Source organism: Fodinicola acaciae (assembly GCF_010993745.1).
Taxonomy (GTDB): domain Bacteria; phylum Actinomycetota; class Actinomycetes; order Mycobacteriales; family HKI-0501; genus Fodinicola; species Fodinicola acaciae.
On sequence record NZ_WOTN01000001.1, the window covers coordinates 391,880 to 409,340 of the forward strand.

At 66.9% G+C, this 17,461-nt stretch carries 18 protein-coding genes; 9 read left to right on the plus strand and 9 right to left on the minus strand.

Going from position 1 to position 17,461, the window contains the following annotated elements; all coding sequences use genetic code 11:
- Positions 1-144: 144 nt before the first annotated feature.
- The 5 genes from GNX95_RS01805 to GNX95_RS01825 are packed head-to-tail and all read left to right on the plus strand — an operon-like array spanning position 145 to position 2,674.
- Entirely contained in the window at positions 145-474 is a 330-nt protein-coding gene (locus GNX95_RS01805) for a PadR family transcriptional regulator (protein ID WP_163505301.1), read from the plus strand.
- Positions 474-1,232 carry an ABC transporter ATP-binding protein gene (locus GNX95_RS01810; protein ID WP_163505303.1) on the plus strand — a complete coding sequence of 253 codons (759 nt, stop codon included), beginning with the start codon at positions 474-476 and terminating at the stop codon, positions 1,230-1,232. The genes GNX95_RS01805 and GNX95_RS01810 overlap by 1 nt, the downstream gene beginning before the upstream one ends.
- On the plus strand, positions 1,229-1,996 hold the full coding sequence (locus tag GNX95_RS01815; protein ID WP_163505305.1) for an ABC transporter permease: 768 nt from the start codon (positions 1,229-1,231) through the stop codon (positions 1,994-1,996). The genes GNX95_RS01810 and GNX95_RS01815 overlap by 4 nt, the downstream gene beginning before the upstream one ends.
- 17 nt (positions 1,997-2,013) lie before the next feature.
- Positions 2,014-2,364, plus strand: coding sequence for a DUF1048 domain-containing protein (locus GNX95_RS01820; protein ID WP_163505306.1), 351 nt, complete (start codon positions 2,014-2,016; stop codon positions 2,362-2,364).
- 1 nt (position 2,365) lies between these two features.
- The gene (locus GNX95_RS01825) at positions 2,366-2,674 is read left to right on the plus strand and encodes a DUF1048 domain-containing protein (RefSeq protein WP_163505308.1); all 309 of its coding nucleotides are present in this window, start codon (positions 2,366-2,368) and stop codon (positions 2,672-2,674) included.
- Here the strand turns inward: GNX95_RS01825 and GNX95_RS01830 are convergent.
- Positions 2,661-5,351, minus strand: a complete 2,691-nt coding sequence (locus GNX95_RS01830) for an AfsR/SARP family transcriptional regulator (RefSeq protein ID WP_163505310.1) — start codon at positions 5,349-5,351, stop codon at positions 2,661-2,663. The two genes, GNX95_RS01825 and GNX95_RS01830, sit on opposite strands and share 14 nt — an antisense overlap.
- Positions 5,352-5,458: 107 nt before the next feature.
- On the opposite strand from GNX95_RS01830, the gene GNX95_RS01835 reads away from it, so the two are divergent.
- Together GNX95_RS01835 and GNX95_RS01840 are read left to right on the plus strand one after the other, a co-directional pair.
- Entirely contained in the window at positions 5,459-6,862 is a 1,404-nt protein-coding gene (locus GNX95_RS01835) for an alpha/beta hydrolase family protein (RefSeq protein ID WP_222853335.1), read from the plus strand.
- Positions 6,863-6,873: 11 nt separating this feature from the next.
- Positions 6,874-7,467, plus strand: coding sequence for a dihydrofolate reductase family protein (locus tag GNX95_RS01840; protein WP_163505312.1), 594 nt, complete (start codon positions 6,874-6,876; stop codon positions 7,465-7,467).
- Between the two features lie 14 nt (positions 7,468-7,481).
- Here the strand turns inward: GNX95_RS01840 and GNX95_RS01845 are convergent, their stop codons facing one another.
- The 4 genes from GNX95_RS01845 to GNX95_RS01860 form a co-directional block, all read right to left on the minus strand.
- The gene (locus tag GNX95_RS01845) at positions 7,482-8,198 is read right to left on the minus strand and encodes a dihydrofolate reductase family protein (RefSeq protein WP_163505314.1); all 717 of its coding nucleotides are present in this window, start codon (positions 8,196-8,198) and stop codon (positions 7,482-7,484) included.
- Entirely contained in the window at positions 8,198-8,686 is a 489-nt protein-coding gene (locus GNX95_RS01850; RefSeq protein ID WP_163505315.1) for an SRPBCC family protein, read from the minus strand. Before GNX95_RS01850 ends, GNX95_RS01845 begins: the two co-directional genes overlap by 1 nt.
- The gene (locus GNX95_RS01855; RefSeq protein ID WP_163505317.1) at positions 8,686-9,030 is read right to left on the minus strand and encodes an ArsR/SmtB family transcription factor; all 345 of its coding nucleotides are present in this window, start codon (positions 9,028-9,030) and stop codon (positions 8,686-8,688) included. The genes GNX95_RS01850 and GNX95_RS01855 overlap by 1 nt, the downstream gene beginning before the upstream one ends.
- Before the next feature lie 165 nt (positions 9,031-9,195).
- Entirely contained in the window at positions 9,196-9,978 is a 783-nt protein-coding gene (locus GNX95_RS01860) for a helix-turn-helix domain-containing protein (RefSeq protein WP_163505319.1), read from the minus strand.
- A gap of 111 nt (positions 9,979-10,089) precedes the next feature.
- Here GNX95_RS01860 and GNX95_RS01865 point away from each other — a divergent pair, with 111 nt between their 5' ends.
- Positions 10,090-10,467 carry a nuclear transport factor 2 family protein gene (locus tag GNX95_RS01865; protein ID WP_163505320.1) on the plus strand — a complete coding sequence of 126 codons (378 nt, stop codon included), beginning with the start codon at positions 10,090-10,092 and terminating at the stop codon, positions 10,465-10,467.
- Here GNX95_RS01865 and GNX95_RS01870 read toward each other — a convergent pair whose 3' ends face one another.
- Positions 10,468-11,037 carry a TetR/AcrR family transcriptional regulator gene (locus tag GNX95_RS01870; protein ID WP_163505322.1) on the minus strand — a complete coding sequence of 190 codons (570 nt, stop codon included), beginning with the start codon at positions 11,035-11,037 and terminating at the stop codon, positions 10,468-10,470.
- Between the two features lie 75 nt (positions 11,038-11,112).
- Between GNX95_RS01870 and GNX95_RS01875 the strand changes: the two genes are divergently transcribed.
- A complete protein-coding gene (locus GNX95_RS01875; RefSeq protein ID WP_163507776.1) occupies positions 11,113-12,048 on the plus strand; it encodes an SDR family NAD(P)-dependent oxidoreductase in 936 nt (311 codons plus the stop codon).
- Between the two features lie 41 nt (positions 12,049-12,089).
- Here GNX95_RS01875 and GNX95_RS01880 read toward each other — a convergent pair whose 3' ends face one another.
- The 3 genes from GNX95_RS01880 to GNX95_RS01890 are packed head-to-tail and all read right to left on the minus strand — an operon-like array spanning position 12,090 to position 17,460.
- Positions 12,090-13,328 carry a lanthionine synthetase C family protein gene (locus GNX95_RS01880; protein ID WP_163505324.1) on the minus strand — a complete coding sequence of 413 codons (1,239 nt, stop codon included), beginning with the start codon at positions 13,326-13,328 and terminating at the stop codon, positions 12,090-12,092.
- Positions 13,325-14,569 (minus strand): lanthionine synthetase LanC family protein, encoded by a 1,245-nt coding sequence (locus GNX95_RS01885; protein ID WP_163505325.1) that lies wholly within the window; start codon positions 14,567-14,569, stop codon positions 13,325-13,327. The genes GNX95_RS01880 and GNX95_RS01885 overlap by 4 nt, the downstream gene beginning before the upstream one ends.
- On the minus strand, positions 14,566-17,460 hold the full coding sequence (locus tag GNX95_RS01890; RefSeq protein ID WP_163505327.1) for a lantibiotic dehydratase: 2,895 nt from the start codon (positions 17,458-17,460) through the stop codon (positions 14,566-14,568). The genes GNX95_RS01885 and GNX95_RS01890 overlap by 4 nt, the downstream gene beginning before the upstream one ends.
- Position 17,461 lies beyond the last annotated feature (1 nt).

The window sequence follows — 17,461 nt, forward strand, 5'->3', positions numbered from 1 at the left end:
GTTTCCTGGCCGTGGTGAGTTGGTGGATTCGGTCGCCCCGACTTCGTGGGCTTGCAGGAGACCAGCTACTTGGTGTTGCTATCTACTGGTAGTCAGCGCTACTATCTACCGGTAGTCAGTGACATTGAGTAGAAGGACGCGTCCATGGGTAGGCAGGCAACGGAGCTGCTCAAAGGCACCTTGGAAGGCATCGTGCTGGCGATCCTGGCCGGTCGGCCTGCGTACGGCTATGAGATCACCGCATGGCTGCGCGACCAGGGCTTCGCCGACATCGCCGAAGGCACCATCTACGCCCTGCTGGTGCGGGTCGAGCGGCAGGGGCTCGTCGACGTGGAGAAGGTGCCGTCGGAAAAGGGTCCGCCGCGCAAGGTCTATTCGCTCAACGCGCACGGACACGATTACCTCGAAGAATTCTGGACAACGTGGGGGTTTCTGGTGGATCGGCTCCACCAACTCCGGCAAGGAGTTATGTGATGATTCGTGTGCGAGACCTGAAAAAGTCGTACGGCAAGCTCGAAGTGCTGCGTGGCGTGGATGTCGACGTGGCGCGCGGCAGCATCTTCGCGTTGCTCGGCTCTAACGGCGCGGGCAAGACCACCATTGTCAACATCCTCGCCACGCTGCTGCGAGCCGACAGCGGCACCGCCGCGGTCAATGGATTCGACGTCGCCAGGCAACCCGCGGACGTACGGCGGTCGATCAGCCTCACCGGCCAGTTCGCCGCCGTCGACGAAATCCTGAGCGGGCGCGAAAATCTCGTCTTGGTGGCGCGTTTACGGCACGTCGGCAAGCCTGGCCGTGTCGCGGATGACCTGCTGGAGCGGTTTTCGCTGACCGACGCTGCCGCGCGGCGGGTCGCGACGTATTCCGGTGGCATGCGGCGCCGCCTCGACATCGCGATGAGCCTCATCGGCAGTCCGCCGGTCATCTTCCTCGACGAGCCGACGACCGGACTCGATCCGCAGGCACGCATCGAAGTCTGGAATGCCGTGAAGAAACTGTCCTCCGGCGGCACGACGGTGCTGCTGACCACGCAATATCTGGACGAGGCCGAGCAACTCGCCGACCGGATCGCGATCCTGCACGAAGGTCGGATCATCGTGAACGGCACGCTCGACGAGCTCAAGCGGTTGCTGCCGCCGGCCAAGGTGGAATACGTCGAAAAGCAGCCGAGCCTCGAAGACGTGTTCCTGGCGATCGTCGGCGATGGTGGAAAGGTGACCACGCCATGAGCACTCACCTCGTCAGCGACACCGCCGTACTCACCGCACGGTCGTTGAAACACGTCACACGCAGCATGGACACGATTATTACGACGGCGATCGTCCCGATCGCGATGATGTTGCTGTTCGTGTACGTTTTCGGCGGCGCGATCAGTCGCGGAGCCAGCAGCGGCACCTACGTCGGCTATCTGCTGCCGGGCATTCTGCTCATGACGATCGCCTCCGGCATCTCGTACACGGCGTTCCGGCTCTTCACCGACATGACGACCGGAATATTCGGCCGCTTCCAGTCGATGCCGATCGCGCGCTCGGGTGTGCTCTGGTCGCACGTGCTGACCTCGCTGGTGGCTAACCTCATTTCGGTCGCGGTCGTCTTCGTCGTCGCGCTCGTGATGGGTTTTCGCACCGGTGCTGGCGTGTTGGCGTGGCTCGCGGTTGCCGGCATCCTGGTCCTGTTCACCCTCGCGTTGACCTGGGTCGCCGTCATTCCCGGCCTCACCGCGAAATCCATCTCCGGCGCGAGCGCGTTCTCGTATCCGCTGATATTCCTGCCATTCATCAGCTCGGCGTTCGTGCCGACCAACACCATGCCCGGGCCGGTACGATGGTTCGCCGACAACCAGCCGGTGACGCCGATCGTCAACACGATACGCGATCTTTTCGCCCAGCAGCCAGTCAGCGGCGACATCTGGAGCGCACTTTCCTGGATGGTTGGCATCCTCGTTGTCGCCTTCGCTCTGGCGATGGTCATCTATCGCCGCAAGATCTCCTAGCTGGAGAGGACGGACACATGAACTTCTGGGACACGGTCACCGGAAACGATCTCACCAAGGAATGGAAGACGTTCGAAGCACGCGCCGCCGTGTTGCCGGCCGACTATCGCGCGGCCTGGGAGGAGATGAAGACGCATCTTTTCTCGTACTCGGACTTCACCGGCCGCAACCTGATGCCGATTTTCGACAGCGCTCTCGGACTGCTCGAGGAGACGGCGGCCGAGGAGCAGAGCATCGAGGATGTGCTCGGTGACGACATCGCCGGTTTCTGCGCGGCACTGGCCGGCGGCGAGGGAGCGCGCACCTATCGCGACCGGTGGCGCGACCAGCTGAACCGAAATGTCGCGAGGAAACTGGGACGGGGCTGACATGGGGATCCAGGACATCATCGAGGGCAAGAAGCAGTGGCGTGCGCACATGGCGCGGGTCAAGGCACTGCCGCGCGACTATCAGATCGTCTACAAGGAAATCCAGAAGTATTTCTTCAAGGTCGGACCGGTCGGATTGACCGACGGCACGCTGCTGCCAGGCATCGTCGACTTCTTCGAGGAAGGAGCGGCGGCAGGCAAAGGAGTCCTCGAACTCATCGGCACCGATGTGGCGGCATTCTGCGACGATTTGGTGAAGGACTCGCCGACGTACGCGGACAGTTATCGAGACACCATCAACAAGAAATAGCGCCCTTGGCGGTGTCGCGGAAGGCGTCGGCCGCGCGCCGGTCGTAGCTGGCCAGCTGGCCGTAGATCTGCTCGAAGGTGTACGCGTCGAGCTGATCGAGCACCAGACGGGCCGCATGCCAGTGTTCGTACGCGGCCACGTCGTCGCCGGCGTGGTGATGACAGGCTCCGAGGTGGGCGAGTGTGCTTGCCTCGCCGTAAACATCGCTGATCTCTCGGAAAAGGTCGAGCGCCTGGCGCCACCAGGCGGCGGCCGCGGCCGGGTCGCCGGCGGTGAGATGACTGTCGGCGAGGCAGGACAGCGTGTGCGCCTCGTACGTACGGTTGCCAAGTTTTTGGTGCAGGACAAGGGCTTGCTCGCACAGCTCAACGGCTCGCAGGTGGTTTCCGAGCCGGCCGTGGTGCCAGCCGATGTCGGTGAGCGCGATCGCCTGACCGGCCTGGTCACCTTGTTGTTCGAAGAGGTCGTACGCGCGGACTGCGGCATCGAGTGCGTCGGCCGGGTGGCCCTGGATGGCGTAGACGATGTCGCGATTGTGGTGCGTCCACGGGTCGTCTTGCGACGCGTTGTCGAAACACGTGTGCGCGTCGTCGAAACGTCCGAGGTCGGCAAGTGCGCGAGCCAGGTTGCAGAGCGCGCGTGTTTCCGCCGTCGGGTCGTGGAGCCGGCGTGCCGCGTCGACGGCGGCACGCTGTACGTCGGCTCGATCGTGCCAATGGCCGTGGCGGTGCAGAAAAATGGACAGCGCCTCCGCCAGGGCGCAGACCTGCCGGTCGAGCCCGGCCGTGACGGCGAGCTTCAGGACGGCGAGCAGGACGTGGCGCTCGGTGGCGAACCAGCTCGCCGTGGTGACGGCGTCGCCTGGTCCACGCTCCATCGAAGCCAGCCGCGCGGCGGCCGCCTCGGCGGCACGTACGTAGTGGTCGACGACGCGTTGCCGCGCGGCCGCTCGATCCGCGTCGTGGGCCTGGCAGAGCTCGGCCGCGTACGCGCGAAGCAGGTCGTGGCAGGAAAACCGATCCGGCGCGGGCTCGGTCAGCAGGTTGGCGCGGGCCAGCTCGGCCAACAGCGCCGACGCCTGCGAGTCCGGGATGCCGGCCAGGCTCGCCGTGGCCGCGGTCGTGCTGTGCGGGCCGGGATGCAGGCCGGCGACCAGCCGGAACAGCCGGGCCGCCGGCTCGCTGAGCGTCCCGTACGACCAGGAGAAGACGGCGCGTACGCCGGCGGCCCGGTCCAGCGCGCCGAGGGCGTCGCGAAGCTCGGTGGCGAGCGCGTCGAGCGGATGCGCGGGACGGATCGCGCCTCGAGCGGCCGCGATGGCCAGCGCCAGCGGCAAACCGGCGCAGCGCCGGATGATCTCGTCGGTCGCGGCCGGCTCGATGGCGATCCGGTCGGCGCCGAGCCGGCTGGCCAGCAGCCGTCTGGCCTCGCTCGGCGGCAACAGGTCGAGCGTGACCGAGCGTGCGCCGCACGCCATGACCAGGCCGGTGAGGTGCTCACGGCTGGTGACGACGACCAGGCAGCCGGACGCGCCGGGCAGCAGCGGGATGACCTGGTCGGCGTCGCGAGCGTTGTCCAGCAGGACGAGCATGCGCCGCTCGGCGAGCAGGCTGCGAAACAGGCCGGCCTGAGCCGCCGCGCCATCCGGGATCTCGTGTGGCGGCACCCGCAACGCGTCGAGAAACTCGCGGATCGCTGCCTCTGGCCGTACGACGTCCGACGGGTCGTAGCCGCGGAGGTTCAGATAGAGCTGGCCGTCCGGAAAGTGGCTGGCGATCCGGTGTCCCCAATGCACGGCGAGCGTCGTCTTTCCGATGCCGGCCGTGCCGGCGATCACCGCCACCGGCAACGACCGCCGGCGCGGATCGAGCAACCCGTCGAGCGCCGCCAGCTCGCACTCGCGTCCGGCGAATCCATGGACGCCGGGCGGCAGCTGGCGGGGGACCGACGGCAGCTGGCTCGGACCGCGACCGGCGAGCAGGTCCGCGTACACCTGCCGCAGCTCAGGGCTCGGATCGACGCCGAGCTCGTCGGCAAGCCGCCGCCGGATCGTCTCGTACCGCTCCAGCGCCTCTGCCGGACGACCGGCTGCCGCCAGCACCTGGAGCAGCCGTACGCACAGCGACTCGCGCAGCGGATGGCGCTCGGCTGCCGCGACGAGCGCCGTCGGCTCCGGACGCGAGCCGGCGGCGAGGTCGAGGTCGGTCCGCCGCTCCAACGTTGTCAGATATCGGCCTTCCAGCGCGGGTCCGACCGCGCGGTCGATCCGGATGCCGTCGAGAGGAAAGCCGCGCCACAGTGCCAACGCGGCGTCCAGCCGGCACCGCTCGGTGGCTGGGTCCGACGTCGCCGCGGCCTCATCGAGCAGCCGGCCGAAACGAAGCACGTCCACCTGATCGGGATCGACGTTCAACAGATAGCCGCCTGGTCGAGCCGCGATCACCTCCGCGGCGCCGAGGACCTGGCGCAACCGCTTGATGTTCGTACGCACATTGGCTCGCGCGTCGCCGCCGGCCTCCGGTCCCCAGACGGCCGCCGCCAGCTCGTCCGTCGAGACCGTCCGGCCCGCCGACAGCGCCAACACAGCCAAAAGCGCGCGCAACCGTCCGGCCGGCAGCTCGACCGGCCGTCCGTCCAGTGCGACGCGCAAGGCGCCGAGCAGGTCGACAGTCAGCATGGACGGCACCTCCTCAGCCGAGTTTCACCGGACTGACAGCACTCTGCCACCGCCGTACGCGAAGCTGACGATCATTTCGCGAAAACGCAACTCATCGAAGGAGCGATATGATCCACCGTTGGCTCCGCGTCGCCGGTTATGTCGCCACCGTGGTCGTCCTGCTCGCCAGCGGTCCGGTCACCGCTGCCGAAACCGGCCGGCGAACGATCACCGGCACGATCGGCAGCGCGGATTTCCGGATCGAGATGCCGCGGCGCTGGAACGGCACACTGGTGTTGTTCAGCCACGGCGACTGGCCGACCACCGTCGGCGCGCCGCCTGGTGGCATCTGGCTGGCCAACCGGCCGCCGGACCGGTCACGCACCGCGACGTGGCTGCTCGACAACGGCTACGCGCTGGCCGCGTCCAACTTCACCGGAGTCACCGGCTATGTGACCGAGCCGGCGCTGCACGACCAGATCGCCCTGCTGGACTGGTTTGACGCAAACATCGGACATCCGCGCCGTACGCTGTCGACCGGCCAGTCGCACGGCGGTCTCATCGCGGTCGAGCTGGCCGAGCGCAACCCCGGACGGTTTGCCGGCGTGGCGACGATGTGCGCCGAGCTGGACGCCGGAGCCACGCTGAACACCGCGCTCGACATGCTGTACGCGGTCAAAACCCTGCTCGTACCGGCAAAAGATCAGGACATCGACCTGGTCCTGGCTCGCGATCCCAAACACAGCAACGACCTGCTTGCCAAGGCCATCAACGACGCGGTCGCCACGCCGCAAGGCAGAGCACGGATCGCGCTCGCCGCGTCGTTCGGCAACATCCCCGGCGCCTTCTCCGGTCATGAGCCGCCGCCGTCCACCTTGGACGGTCAGATCCGCGCGCAGGCGGAATGGCTCAGCAGCTACCTGCTTTTCGCCGGGCCGTACGAACGCGCCGCCGACATCGAACGCCGTGCCGGCGGAAATCCCTCGTGGAACCTCGGCATCGACTATCGGGCGCAGCTGGCCAGATCCGCGCTGACCCGGCAGGTGCGCACCGCGTACGCGTCGGCCGGCCTCGATCTGGACACCGACCTCGCCAGGCTCAATGCGGCACCGCGGATCGCAGCCAGCCCGTCCGCGGTCGGCTATCTCTACCGTTTCTGGGTCCCCAGCGGTCGTACGCCGGTGCCGGTCATCACCGTACACACGCCGAAAGACGGAGGCGCGGTGCCGGACCAGGAGCGGTGGTATGCGCAGCAGGTCGACCGGCGCGATCAACTGCGGCAGCTGTTTACCGACCGCGGAATGCACTGCGCCATCAGCGACGCCGAAGAACTCGTCGCGATTCGTGCTTTGCTGCAACGTATCGACACCGGCCGGTGGCCTGACCTGCGACCGTCGCAGCTCAACCGTGAGGCCGCCGCGTACGGTCCTGACTATCAGAACGTCCTCGATTTCCCCACCTTCCAAGACAAAGCCATGCCGCCAGCATTTCTTTCCTTCACCCCACCGCGATCACTGCGTCCATCACGCTGAAAGGAACTGACATGACGCGCGTTGTTGCCGACATCTCGATCTCTCTCGACGGCTTCGTCACCGGTCCGAACGCCGGCCCCGACAACGGTCTCGGCGACGGCGGCGAGGCGCTGCACACCTGGGCTTTTTCTGGCGACGACGAAGATCGCCGGATCCTGCGGGAGGGGACCGCTCGCTCCGGAGCGGTCATCCTCGGCCGCCGGCTCTTCGACGTGGTCGACGGGCCGAAGGGGTGGAGCGAGCAGGTCGGCTATGGCGCCACCGAGGTCGGAAAGCCGGCGTTTGTGGTCATGACCAGTTCGCCGCCGGAATCGGTGCGGCTGACCAATCTTGACTGGACCTTTGTCACCACCGGCGTGTCCGACGCCGTCGCCGTCGCGCGCCAGAAAGCGCCGTCCGGCCGAGATGTCGTCCTCATGGGTGGCGGCGCGTCGATCCACTCGGCGCTCGAAGCCGGGTTGGTCGACGTGCTTTTCGTACACCTTTCACCCGTCGTGCTCGGTGCCGGCACACCGCTGTTCACCGGCGGCGCGACGCGTACGCTCGTGCAGCGGAGCGTCACTGTCACCTCCACCGCGACACACCTGGTCTACGACATCGTTTGACGAGCTCCGCCTGCCTATCCATTCCCTTCCGGAGTAAGCCCGCGAGAGGCGCCGTTATCAGAGATCTGTCGTTTCCGGACGGTGTACGTTAGGTGGGTCACCCTGGGGGAGGGCTCCGCGCGGACGGGTTCCAGGGCCACGCGATCCGCGTCGACGCCTTCGAACAGGCGGATTCCAGAGCCGAACAACACCGGCGACAGCGCGATCGAGAACTCGTCGACCAGACCGGCATTGACGTACGCCACGATCGTCTCGGCGCCACCGGCGATGCGTACGTCGCGGTCGCCGGCGGCCGCGCGGGCCTGGTCGAGCGCGGTTTCGACGCCGTCGTTGACGAAGTGGAAGGTGGTGCCGCCGAGCCGTTCCCAGGGATCGCGTTTTTCGTGTGTGACGACGAAGACCGGCGTATGGAACGGCGCGTCCTCCGGCCAGGCGAGCTCGCCGGCGTCGAACATGCGTTTACCCATGATGCTCGCCCCGGTCCGTTCGTACGTTGACCGAGCGATGTCGTTGTCGAGTCCTTCCTCGCCGCCTTCGCCGAGCTTGAGGTTTTCCCGAAAGAACCGTTGCGGGAAAGCCCACGCCTGCAGCTCCGACCATTTTGTCATCCATCGCTGGACCCTCGGGTCATTCTGACCTTCGGGGGAGAAGACGTCCTCGACCGGTACTGCCTCCGGCGCCATGAAGCCGTCGAGCGACATCGTCACGCTGAAGAACACCTTGCCGGCCATCAGTCCTCCGCATGCTCTCGAATGATCTCGGCGACGTACGCGGCCAGGCTGTCCAGGGTCTGCTGGCCACCTTCGATCGCGTGGTATTTCTCGACCGCCTGGTCGCGAAGTTCCTTGCTGGGAAACAGCGTTCGCATAACGATCTGTGTTGCCGTGCCGTCCGGCTCGAATGTCAGGACCGACTCGAAGGCGTTCGGGTCGCCGCGGGACTCACCGTGCAGCAGTGCGATCCGCTCCGGCGGCGTGATCTCGGTCCACGAAATCCACTCGGAATAGTCAGTGCCGTCCGGCCCGTGCATGATGAAATCCCACTCTCCGCCGGCGCGAAACTCGAACGACCGGGTGGTGGTGGTGAAACCGTCCGGGCCCCACCACCGCGACAGATGCCGCACCTCGGTGAACGCCTCGAAAACCAGCTCTCGCGGTGCGTCGATGACCCGGGAGATCACGATCTCCCGGTCGGCCGTCGGCTGCCTTGCTCCTGCCATCAGTCGTCCCCTTGCTTTGCCTGCTTCAGATTTTGTACGTATGCGTCCAACCGGTCGAAACTCTCGTTCCAGAACCGCTCGAAGCCACCAGTCCACTCGTGCACCGGCCGCAGTCCGCGCGCGTCGAGGCCATAGAAGCGCTGCTTGCCGGCACCACGGACCCGCACCAGACCGACCTCCCGGAGCACTCGCAGGTGATGGGAAGCCCGCGGTTGGGCCATCCCCAGCTCCTGCGCCAGTTCCGTCACCGGCCGCTCGCCCGCCCGCAGCAGCATCAGGATGTCGCGGCGCTGCGGCTCGGCGATCGCGTTGAAGACGTCCGAGGTCGTCGCTGCTCGTGCCATGACGACCATCATATTTCGATATCGAGATACGTCAAGTCCACTGGAGATCCAGTACGCCCGGCGGCTGGCGGAATGTCGTCGGCGGCGGTGTTGGCCGGATTCCGTACGACGTTTCCGTCACGGCCGCGCGGACTCATCGTTCGGCCACCAAACTTTGGCCGATGACTACGCGAATTCCTTCAACATGTCCTGAAGAACGTCGGCGGTTGTCGCGTCGGCGGGGAAGAACGCTTCGATGGCGATCTCGTCAAGAGTCACGTCCAGTGGCGCTCCGAAGACCGTCGTGGTGTAGAGAAAGGAAAGTTCACCGCCGCCAAACGACAATCGCAGCGGAATGACCAGACCGTCGTACGGCACGCTGCCGTCGTCGTGAGGCGCCGGATAACTTTCCAGCTCGGCCAACAGATCGGCGAGGCCGTCGGCAGCGGTGCTGGCCAGCTGGCGGCGGATCCGGCGCAGTACGTGGCCGCGCCACTGGCCGAGATTGCTGATCCGGCCGGCCAAACCGTCCGGATGCAATGTGGCACGAAGGACATTCAACGGCGGCCTGCGCAGTTCGTCCGGGACGCCGTCAAGAAAGACAGCCATCGCACGGTTGGCCGCCAGCAGTTCCCAGCGCACGTTGACCGCGAGCGCCGGGTGCGGCTCAAGGCCGGTCAACACCGCCTCCACCGCCGTACGCGCGGCCGCCAGGTCTGCGTACGCACGCTCGGCGTAGGCAGGCGCGAAGCCCGCGGCCAGGTAAAACGCGTTGCGTTCGCGCAGCGGCACGTCCAGTTCCTCGCACAGCCGCTCGATCATCTGCCGGCTCGGCATGGCGCGTCCGGTCTCGATGTAGCTCAGATGCCGCGTCGAGAGGTCGGCGGCCACCGACACGTCCAGCTGCGAGCGTTGCCGCCGCAGCCGCCACTTCCGTACGAGCGCGCCGACCGGTTCCGTCACCGTCATGGCACCAGCCTGCGCATTTTTCCGCGGCAAGGCAATGACCTGGCAGGTTATCGACACGCGTCGTGAGCCCCGGCACAGTCGGCGTACGAAATCACCCGGCAGGAGGACGTCATGACCAACCACGAGGCGACCGTCGAGCGTTATTTCGCGTTCTGGAACGCCGACACACCGGAGGAACAGCGGCGCATCGCGACGACGGTTTTCGCTGACGGCGTCAGCTATCACGCGCCGGTCGGCATTCTGGAGAGCGTCGACGCGATGATCGACTTTCGCGGCCACGTCGGCGCCAACGTCGGCGCGGTGAGGTTTTTGCACCGCGGGAAGCCACAGTTCCACACCGACCGAGCCCGGGTCAGCTGGGAGATCGAGGTGGGGGACGGAAAGTCCTTCGCAGCCGGCATGGACGTGCTGGAATTCGCCGACGACGGGCGGATCGCGGCGGTCAGCGCGTTTCTCGACCGAGCACCGGAGGGCTTCGATGCCGAATAATCACCGCGTACGGGGAAAAGTCAGCTCAAGCACGTCGATCAGCATCGCGTCCAGATCGTCAGTGTCGTCGAACTTTCCATCGAGTGCGAGCTGGGCGAAGCCGTGGACCAGCGACCACGCGCCGGTTGCCGCCGGGCGCCAGGCCCGATCCGGTCCGAGGTAGCCGCGGACGGCATCGACGAGTTCGCCGTGTGCCTGCTTCGACGCGGCCCGCAGCCGCGGATCCGCGGATTTGAGCATGTCACGGCGAAACATCAGCTGAAACTGGCCAGGCTTGGCCAGCGCGAACCGGACGTATGCGACGGCCTGCGCGTACAACCGGTCGGTGGGATCGCCGCCCGCTGACCGCAGTTCCTGCCGCAGTGCGTCGAAACCGCGCGCGGCGACCTCGGTCAGCAGGCCGCGTGCGTCGCCGAAGTGGTGTGCCGGCGCCGCCGGTGACACGTCGGCGCGGCGCGCCGTCTCGCGCAGGCTGAACCTCTCGACGCCGCGCTCGGCGAGCAGGTCGACGGCGGCCCGTACGAGCGCGTCGCGTAGGTCGCCGTGGTGGTACGACCGCGTTGTGCTCATGCCGAAATCCTATCTTGACACTGTCCAGATCGCAGCTCTAGCCTCGGTCTTGACAGTGTCAAGATTGGGGACGTGATGACCGAGACCAACGAGCCGGCCGGACACAGCCGGCGCGGACTGTTGCGCGGTGCGGCGATCGGCGCGGCCGGACTCGCCGCGGGCTTTGGCGCTGGCGCGGCCGTCGGAGTCGGCGCGGCGGCGCCGCCTTACCGGCCGTCCGGACGCCGCCGTTTCGCCGGCAAGGTCGTGCTGATCACCGGCGCGACCTCCGGAATCGGCCGTGCCGCGGCGATCCAGTTCGCCGCGGAAGGCGGCAAGGTCGGCTTCTGTGGCCGGCGAGTCGACCGCGGCCGCGCGGTCGAGGCGGAGATCCGCGCGGCTGGCGGCGAGGCCACCTACATACGCGCGGACGTGCGCGTCGAGTCAGGCGTGCGTTCTTTCGTCGACCAGATCGCGAAAAAGTACGGTGGCCTGCACGTGGCCTTCAACAATGCCGGTGTCACCATCGAAAAGCCCGTCGACCAGCTGAGCTCGGCGGAGTTCGACCAGGTTGTGCACACCAACCTGCGTGGTGCGTTTTTGGCCACCAAATACGAAATCCCACATCTGGTCGCCGCGGGTGGTGGCGTCATCCTGGTCACTTCGTCGTCGAACGCGTTGTCCACCACCGAAAACCGTGCCGCGTACACCGCGAGCAAGCGCGGCATCGTCGGACTTGTCCAGTCGGCGGCGTTCGACTTCGCTCCCAAAGGCATCCGCGTCAACGCACTGATTCCTGGTACGACCGACACCGAGCTGGTGCGGCGCGCCGCCGGCATGCTCAACGCCCCCGAGTCGGTGTGGCGAGTTTTCGCCGCGCAGTGGGCCAAGTCGCACGTGCCGGGGCTTGGCCGGATGGCCACCGCGGACGAGGTCGCGGCCTTCGCGCTGGCGCTGGCGTCGGACGACTTCCCGTACATGACCGGCGCACAGATGGTGCTCGACGGCGGAAAGACCGCACACGCCGGCTAAGGCCCGTTTCGAAACAGAGCTTAGTGCGTCCCGGTCCGTGTTCAGTCGAGCAGGACCAGACGTGTCCACTGTGGTCGGTCGTACGCGCAAATGGTCGCGAGCACGGTCGCGATGCCGGCCGTGCCGCACAACCAGCCGGGGTTGTCCACGGCGTCACCGCCGACCTCGTGATCGCGGAATCCGAGCAAAGAATTCGGGTCATAATGCCGAAGGAGCCGGCGGACCAGGTCGGCGGTCGCTGTCACGAGTGCCGGTTGTCCGGTGTCGCTGGCGAAAACGAAGGTGGTCATGAGCAGGCCGGCCAGCCCGTGACAGAACGTCGGCGAGGTCAGTTGGTCGACGTTGGCGAGCGCGGTGGACAGGCTTTTCATGGCGAGATCGCGATAGTCGGCGCGGTCGAGGACCGTGCCGGCGAGCCACATCGCGCGTGCGACACCGGGATCGCCATAGCACCAGCCGGGACGGTTGAGCGTGCCGGGTCCGGCCAGGTCGCCGTTTTCGTCGAGCAGAACAAAACGTGGCCAGCTGGGGCCATGCGTGGTTTCCACGATCTGGCGCGCCAGCCAGTCGGTGGCGTACCCGAGCGCCTCGAGAGCCGCGTCCGACAGTGGTGCTGAGATAGCCAGCGCCGCGACGAGGCCGGGCAGACCGTGTGAGAGCCCGCAGTCGAGATAGCCGTGCGGTGCCAGCACTCGTTGTTGTTCTTCCAGACGGGACGCGGGGATCCGGAGCTGCCGCAGCTTTGCCGCGGGCGCAAGGAGTTCGGTGGCTCGTACGATGATGTCGTCACGCGCTCTCTCGGAATCGTGGAGCGTGGCGATCCAGCCAGCCAGGCCGTTGACGAGGTCGAAGTCGGCTCCCGCCGCGGCGCGAGCCAGGATGGCAGGCGGCAGGATCGTGTCGAGTTGTTGGCGCAGCCGACGATAATTGCCTTGCCCGGCCGACAATGCCGCGACCGCTGAGAAACCGGACGCACCGCCGAAGAGCGTGACGTCGTGCAATGACAGCGACGATGCGGCGGTCCGCAGCGCGCGGTGGCCTTTCTCAGCGTACGCGGGCACGTTGAACGCGTCGGCGACGGTGAAGAACGCCAATGCCTGTCCGGTGGAGCCTTGAGCAAGTGAGAGATCGCGCCAGGCGAATTCCCTGTGGAACCGAGTTTGCCGTGCGCACGCGCCGATGCCGGCGGCCAGGACCGTGTCGTCGGCGAGCCGGTCGGTGAGATCGCGCGCGACGGTCTCGACCTCTGCCGCGAGTTTCGCGTCCAGGAGTTGATTCATCGCAACAGCAGTGCCTTGTCCCAGCCGGTACGCGGCGGCTCGCCGGTGGCGTACGCGAGCAGTGCGGCGGCCGTGCCGGCGGCGCCGCCGAGCAGGCCTGGAATGTCGCGCGGCGCACGTCCGTGTGTGCCGTCATAGCGAAAGCCGAAACTTTCTTGGTCGTCATAGGATTCCACAATGCGGCTGGCCAGCTCGTCGGCGACCGGACCATTGTCGACCAGCCGTACGATGTGCAGCAGGCCGGCCCAGCCGTGGCACAGTCCGGTGCCGTCGACCGGCGCCAGGTCCGCGGAGTTGGCACACAGCTTGTCCAAAGCGGTCGCCGCGAGCGCCGACCATTCCGGCCGATCGACGGCAGCGGCGGCGAGGTGGAGAGCTGCCGCGATGCCGGGTGTCCCGTAACACCAGGCGGCCCGGTCCGGTGAATCGGCCGGTCCGCCGGCGATTTCCTCCTCAAGGCGTACGGCCATCGGCCAGTTTCCGGTCGCGGATCGGCCATACCAGCCGGCCAGCCAGGTCGCGATCGTGTCGATCGCCTCGACGAGGCCGGCTTCGTCGACGCCGTTGTCGGCGGCGATGGCCAGGCAGGCCAACGATCCGGCGATGCCGTGCGCGAGACCCAGATCGAGGCCGGTGGTCACCTCATCGCGGTCGTTGCGGCTCAGGGTGAGTGCATTGCCAGGCAGAAGCCAGCCGGGGACCGCGCAACCGTCGATCTTTTTTGGCTGAGCATGGCGGATAAGTGCGCGCACGTGAGCGCGTACGCCCGGATCGGCGCGATGCAACAGGTAGCGCGTCACGCCAGCGGTGCCTTTGATGACATCGAAATCCGTCGTGTCCGCAGTGTTGATGCGACCGGATCGCACGGCACGGTCGCAGTAGGCGATCATGGCGGCACAGTCGGCGTTGGATCTGGAGACAGCGGTCGCCGCGAAACCTATGCCGGCCATGCCGATGTGCAGGCTCGGCAGCCGCGCGAACGGACCGAGGTGTGTGGCCGCCGCGGCGAGATGAGCGCGCGCGGCCGGCAGCCATCGAGGATCGACATGAGCCATCTCGGCAAGGAAAACCGCGATGCCGGGATGGCCGTCGCTCAGCCAGGCCGCCCGCCACTCGCTCGGCCTGGCCGCCGCGCACGCCGACCACGAGGCCGTGGCGACGGCGGCGACGATGGCCGGATCGCTGAGCCGCTCGGCAACCGCGCAGGCGATGTCGTACGCGGCCGCCCGGACGTCGGTCATTGCCTCGCGCGTTCGCGGTTGACCAGGCTCTGCGCCAGGTTCCGCGCGGCGGCATAGCTGGCGCTTTCCGAGTGAGGGTCGATGCCGATCGCGCGATTATGGTGCATGTGCAGCAATCCGCCGAATGCGTCTGGGTGGTCGTCCGTGTCGACGAGTGCCGCGTACGCGCACAAAGCCTCGCCACGACGAGCCAGAGCCGGCGGCTGAGTGTCGGCCATCGCCGGCAGCTTGCTCCGAAACCTGCGGAAATCCGGCGTCTCCGGTTCGCGTTTGAACATGGACAACAACGCGTCGCGCCAGGCATCTCCGCGCAGTGCTTGCATCATGTACACAACGTCCAACGCGGCAACCAGTGTCGGCGGCAGGTCGTGACGCGTGGTCAGCTGCGTCAGGACGAGTTCGCTGTCCGCATGGAAAACGCGTTCCGCGGCCGTGAGTGCGGCGCCGTCACCGTAGCGTGCGACTTCTGGTGCGTATTCCTCGACAACGACACGGCTGGCCAGGTCGTCGTCGCGAAGTTGGCCGCACATCGCGAAAACCGCGGCCTCGACGGCCGTGCGTACGCGCGGATCGCTGGCGTGGAAGCGCAATCGCAGATGATCGTCCGGATCTCGATAACGGATGAAAAACCAGCGATCGACACCGTCAGGCAGGTCGGCGACCAACTGACGAACCGGTCCGGTCAGGAGACTGTTGTGACGGCTCGCCGCGGCGTAGATTTTCACATACAGCCAAGGGCCGCCGAGGCGATGGCAGGCTGTCGACGCTCGCGTACGTGGCACTGCCGGCTGTCGCCGTGGTTCGCCCTCGCGCGGCACCTGGAGCACGATTTCGCTGGCATGACCCGACAACCATCCGGTGGCTTCCGGCGTCGTGTGCGGCGACTCGGTGAAGACACACGACAGCCCGCGCGCCAGCTCGGCCTGGACGAGACGGCGATGCAGACCGCTGGCGAGGTCGACTTCGACGCGGTTGTCGGCAAAACTCAGCTGCAGGACGTCCGGCAGGTCGAAACGGCGTTGCCAGCCGGTCATTTTCCGGTCCCAGTCAGCGGGGGAGAGGGTCCTGTCGGCCAGTTCCTCCGGCGGGACCCATCGTGCCGCGGTCAACACCGTACGCCCATAGGTGACGCGTGGCAGGAACGGCAACGCCGACAGGCGTCCCCAATGCCAGTCGTACGCGCAGCGCTCTTCTTCGCGACCCAGCTCTCGCAGCAGCCGTCCGACGTCGTTGGTGCCAAGGGTCGGGTTGAGCATCGAGTACGTGACCGGACGAATCTCGCGGCCGTCGGACAGACCGACCAGGCCGAGGCGGTCTTCGTTGGCGTACAAGGCCAAGTTGGCAGGCGAGACGATGCCGGAGGCGTCCGGATCGTGGAACGTGCCGATCGGGATCAGCCGCGGCAGTAGTCGCGGCTGCATCGCCACATTGGTGAGTTTCGGTTTCGTAACGACGAAATCCAGCTGCGCCGCATGCTCGTCGCCGGCGGTGAACGCGTCGTCGAACAGGTGCAGGAGACGACCGAGGCTCGCGCCGCGGATGCCGCTGGCGATCGACGGCACGAGCATCAGCCGAAACCGTCCGGCGTCGACGGCTGGCATCGAGTCGGCCATCAGATGGAACGCCATCTCGCGGGCAGGCCGGCCGGAGGGCACTGGGCTTTCCCATGAGGCAAGACGTTGGGGCGTCAATGCGATCTCGCGCGAGCCGTCCAGCGTGGCCTCCTGCACCCACCTGGCGAGGTGCGGTGTGCGGGGATCGTGCGGAGGTGATGGTGTCTTGGCGGCGGGGTCGCGATAGATCGGTGGCGGTCCGATGCCACGCTCGGTGTCCAGCGCGTCCAAGAGCGGTACGAGCGTGTTGCGTCCGTATTTTTCCATCAGCCGCACGCGAAACTCGGCCAGGTGTGCGGGCTCGGTCAGCGGCGGCGAGGCTCTGTCCAATGCGGACACCGCCTCGTACGCCTCGGCCAGCACGATCTGCGGGATCCTGATCCGCGCGTCGAAACGCAGGTCGACGCGTATGGCCTGGCCGTCACCCGTGGCGACCTCGTTGGCCTTTCGGTAAGCCGCGACGGCGTCTTCGGGCGAAGCATTCTGATAGGCGGCGACAGCCGTCGCAAAATCGGTGACGCGGCGATCGTTGATGCGCGCGGCTATGTGCGCGAGAGGATCGGCGCCGACCAACGGCGGTCGCAGGTCCGTGACGAGGAAGCCGGCATTGACGAGCTGGTCGACCATCGCGTAGATGCGCGTGTTTTCGTACGCCGGATAGGAATCGGTCAACCGCGCGACGAGATCCGCGACCCGCACCGGACGCCGCGCCAGCGCGAGAACGTCCCGCAGCGCCGACGTCAACCGGACCGAGACCTCACGGGTGATCCCGTCCGGATCTTCCTGCGGTGGATATGGATTGACCAGGCGATTTCCGCGGGTCAGACACAGATTGTTGGTGACCACACGCAGATTCGCGAGCACCGCCCGGTCGCGTTGACATTTCTGGATGACTGTTTCCAGCCAGGCCATGTCCGGGCCGGCGACCCGCCGGTGATCGTCCCCGACCTTGGCCTCGCCGGTCGCGGCCACCTCGGCGAACGTGACTCCGGCGAGCGTACCGAACGGTGTCGACCTGGTGGCCATCCGCAGGACGTACTTCGTCATCGACAGCAGCGCCCGATGCAGCTTCTTGGCGCTGACCGGCGCGCCGCTGTCGATTTTGTCGAGCAACTGTCCCAATGCCGGACTGGCGACCTCCACGGCCTCGCGGATCACCGGATCCGCCGACCATTTCCCGAGCAGGTCGCGAGCGAGCTGGGGATCGTCGTCGACACGCGTCTCGACCGCCCGGTGAACGCCGAGTCGTGCGAGGCGTACGAAGACAAGCTCCGGCACG